The 3,157-nt window shown below is 74.9% G+C and carries 3 protein-coding genes and 1 pseudogene; all 4 read right to left on the bottom strand.

The genetic code is table 11. The annotated features are described in order from the left end of the window. Positions 1 to 28: 28 nt before the first annotated feature. Positions 29 to 589, bottom strand: a complete 561-nt coding sequence (locus EYA84_RS29600; protein ID WP_131057377.1) for a Trp biosynthesis-associated membrane protein — start codon at positions 587 to 589, stop codon at positions 29 to 31. A gap of 114 nt (positions 590 to 703) precedes the next feature. After that, positions 704 to 2,257, bottom strand: a complete 1,554-nt coding sequence (locus EYA84_RS29595; protein ID WP_131057375.1) for an anthranilate synthase component I — start codon at positions 2,255 to 2,257, stop codon at positions 704 to 706. 40 nt (positions 2,258 to 2,297) lie between these two features. Further along, positions 2,298 to 2,729 (bottom strand): phosphoribosyl-AMP cyclohydrolase, encoded by a 432-nt coding sequence (gene hisI / locus EYA84_RS33745; protein ID WP_131057379.1) that lies wholly within the window; start codon positions 2,727 to 2,729, stop codon positions 2,298 to 2,300. A 228-nt stretch (positions 2,730 to 2,957) separates the two neighbouring features. Continuing rightward, a pseudogene (locus tag EYA84_RS33740) lies at positions 2,958 to 3,095 on the bottom strand (phosphoribosyl-AMP cyclohydrolase); the annotation flags it as partial. Positions 3,096 to 3,157 lie beyond the last annotated feature (62 nt).

Raw genomic sequence — 3,157 nt, 5'->3', positions numbered from 1 at the left:
CAGCCGGTCGGCTGACCGGCCGGGCCGCTCAGCGCTCGGTCGGGTCCTCGCCCCGGTCGAGCGCGTCCCACGCCTCGACGGTGCCGGCCCCGTGGATCGGTCCCGCCGCCGGTGCCGACTGCCGGGACCGGCGCTCGTAACGGGCACCCATCGCCGGCCAGTCCCGCCCACGCAACGCCGTCAGCAGCCCACCGGCTGCCGCCAGCACGCCGCCGAGCAGGGTGAGCGCCGGCCACTGCCGGGCCACCTCGTCGCCGATCTCGGCGACCAGCCCGTACCCGCCGCCGGCGGCCATCATCAGACCGAGCAGCGCCAGCAACCCGCCGAGCACCTGCCGCAGCCGGCCACGGGTGGCCAGCACCGCGCCGCCGCCGGCCAGGCCCACCAGGGCGAGCGCCGGCAGCCAGGGCAGCAGTTGCGTGCCGGTCCGCCCCTCCTCCAGCAACGGCGTCGGTACGCCCACCACGTCGGTGTCCAGCGCCCAGGTGCGGGTCACGGCCCAGAGCGCCAACCCCGCACCGGCCAGGCAGAGCAGCACGGCGTACGCCAACCCGCGCCGGCCCGACGCGGACCGAACCTGCCCACTCATCGGGCGGGCCTTTCGCTCGCGACTGCGGGACTCCGCTGCGCTACATTCCTCGCGCTCACCGAGCCCGCCCTTCGCTCGCGACTGCGGGACTCCGCTGCGCTACATTCCTCGCGCTCACCGAGCGGGCCTCAGTGTCTCGGCGGCGGCGATGGCGGCGAGCACCGCGGCGGCCTTGTTCCGGGTCTCCTGGTCCTCGGCGGCCGGATCGGAGTCGGCCACCACCCCGGCACCGGCCTGCACGTACGCCCGCCCGGCCCGCATGAGCGCGGTGCGGATGGCGATGGCCATGTCGAGGTCGCCACCGAAGCCGAAGTAGCCGACGGTGCCGCCGTACAGGCCCCGGCGTACCGGCTCCAGCTCCTCGATGATCTCCATGGCCCGCACCTTCGGCGCTCCGGAGAGGGTGCCCGCCGGGAACGTCGCGGCCAGCGCGTCGAAGGCGGTGCGGTCGGCGCGCAGCGTCCCGATCACGGTGGAGACGATGTGCATGACGTGGCTGTACCGCTCGATGGTGGCGAACTCCGGCACCTCGACGGTGCCCGGTCGGCAGACCCGGCCCAGGTCGTTGCGGCCCAGGTCGACGAGCATCACGTGCTCGGCGCGTTCCTTCGGGTCGGCGAGCAGTTCGGCGGCGAGCCGGGCGTCGGCCTCCGGGGTCGCCCCGCGCGGACGGGTGCCCGCGATCGGGTGCAGCAACGCGCGCCGCGCGCCGTCGACCTCGCCGGTCACCTTGAGGTGTGCCTCCGGCGACGAGCCGACGATGTCGAAGTCGTCGAAGCGCAGCAGATACATGTACGGGCTCGGGTTGGTGGTGCGCAGCACCCGGTAGACGTCCAGCGGGTCGGCGTCGGTGTCGCGTTCGAACCGCTGGGCGAGCACGATCTGGAAGCACTCGCCGGCCCGGATCGCCTCCTTGGCCGCCTCGACCGCCTTGGGGTAGCCGCCCTCGGGGGTACGGCTGCGGACCTCACCGGCGCGGGGACGGCGGACCGTGGAGACCATCGGCGGGATCGGTCGGGACAGTGCGGTGGTCATCGCGTCCAGCCGGCCCACCGCGTGGTGGTAGGCGGCGGCCACCTGCGTCTCGCGGCCCGGGTCGTCGAGCGGGGGCAGGACCGCGTTGGCGACCAGGATGGCCGAGCCGTCGAAGTGGTCCAGCACCACCAGGTCGGTGGCGAGCATCATGCCCAGCTCGGGTACGCGCAGGTCGTCCTCGGTGAGCGAGGGCAGCCGTTCGAAGCGGCGGATCAGGTCGTAGCCGAGGTAACCGACCATGCCCCCGGTCAGCGGGGGCATCGTCCCGTCCGACTCGCCGGGCGGGCCGGCCATCGCCGCCACCGTGGCCCGCAGCACCTCGACCGGGTCGCCCGTGGTGGGCAGCCCGGCGGGCGGCTCACCGAGCCAGGCCGCCGAGCCGTCCTGTTCGACCAGGGTGGCGCTGCTGCGGACGCCGACGAAGGAGTATCGGGACCAGGCCAGTCCCGACGAGCCGACGCCCTGCTCGGCGGACTCCAGCAGGAACGTGCCGGGCCCACCGGCGAGCTTGCGGTAGACCCCGACCGGTGTCTCCGCGTCGGCGAGCAGCCGCCGGGTGACCGGCACCACCCGCCAGCGGGCGGCCAGGTCGGTGAAGGTGGCCAGATCGGGGCTAACCGTGCCGTCGGTCATGCCGACGCTCCGGTATGCCCGGATCGCGCGTACCGCCCGCTCACGAGGTCACCTCGCCGGAGGCGACCGGGAGTTCGGTGAAGAAGCAGGTGCGCTGGCCGGTGTGGCAGGCCGCGCCGACCTGGTCGACGCTGACCAGCACCGCGTCACCGTCGCAGTCCAGGGCCACGGACCGGACGTACTGGTGGTGGCCGGAGGTGGCGCCCTTGACCCAGTACTCGCGGCGGCTGCGCGACCAGTAGGTGGCCCGGCCGGTGGTCAGGGTGCGGTGCAGGGCCTCGTCGTCCATCCAAGCCACCATCAGCACCTCACCGCTGTCGTGCTGGCGGACCACGGCGGCCACCAGGCCGTCGGGGGTGCGGCGTAGCTGTGCGGCGATCTCCGGATCGAGTCGCGACGGCCGGTCCGGGCCGCCCGGCGGCTCCGGCGGGGAGAGGTGGGCGCCGCTCGTCGGCGCGTCAGGTACGGGCACAGTGACCCATTGTCCCGCACGCGGCGCCGGAACCTGAGAGGGCTCCCGGCTGGCGGACGGCGCGGGACCGACGGGCTGGCGCAACTGGGTGACGTACCGGTCCAGGCGCCCGTCGAGCAGGGCGTCGGCGAAGTCGGCGCCGGCCACCTCGGCCACCTCGGCGGCGTACGGGCGGATCAGCGGCAGGGTGCCGGCGACCAGCCGGACCGCCGCCGCCCAGAGTTGCCCGGTCGATCCGGGCAGCAGGCCGAGGCAGCGCAGCATGTCCTGGCGGTAGCCGGGCGGCGCCACCGGCAGGTCGAGCGCGGCGGCGAAGGCCGAGCGACGGGACACCACCCGCACCGAGGGGTTCGCCAGCCGCAGCACCGAGGGGCAGAGCCGGGCCAGGTCGGCGGCGGCCAGCCGGACGCCGAGCGGGTCGTCGGCGT

The sequence above is a fragment of the Verrucosispora sp. SN26_14.1 genome, assembly GCF_004307965.1.
Classification (GTDB): Bacteria; Actinomycetota; Actinomycetes; order Mycobacteriales; family Micromonosporaceae; genus Micromonospora.
The sequence above is the reverse complement of the archived record's forward strand: the minus strand, read 5'-3'. Positions and strand labels throughout refer to the sequence as shown.

Excerpts from the sequence above, each read along its gene's own strand:
- EYA84_RS29595 (WP_131057375.1), bottom strand. The coding sequence starts at position 2,257 with ATGACCGACGGCACGGTTAGCCCCGATCTGGCCACCTTCACCGACCTG.
- EYA84_RS29600 (WP_131057377.1), bottom strand. The coding sequence starts at position 589 with ATGAGTGGGCAGGTTCGGTCCGCGTCGGGCCGGCGCGGGTTGGCGTAC.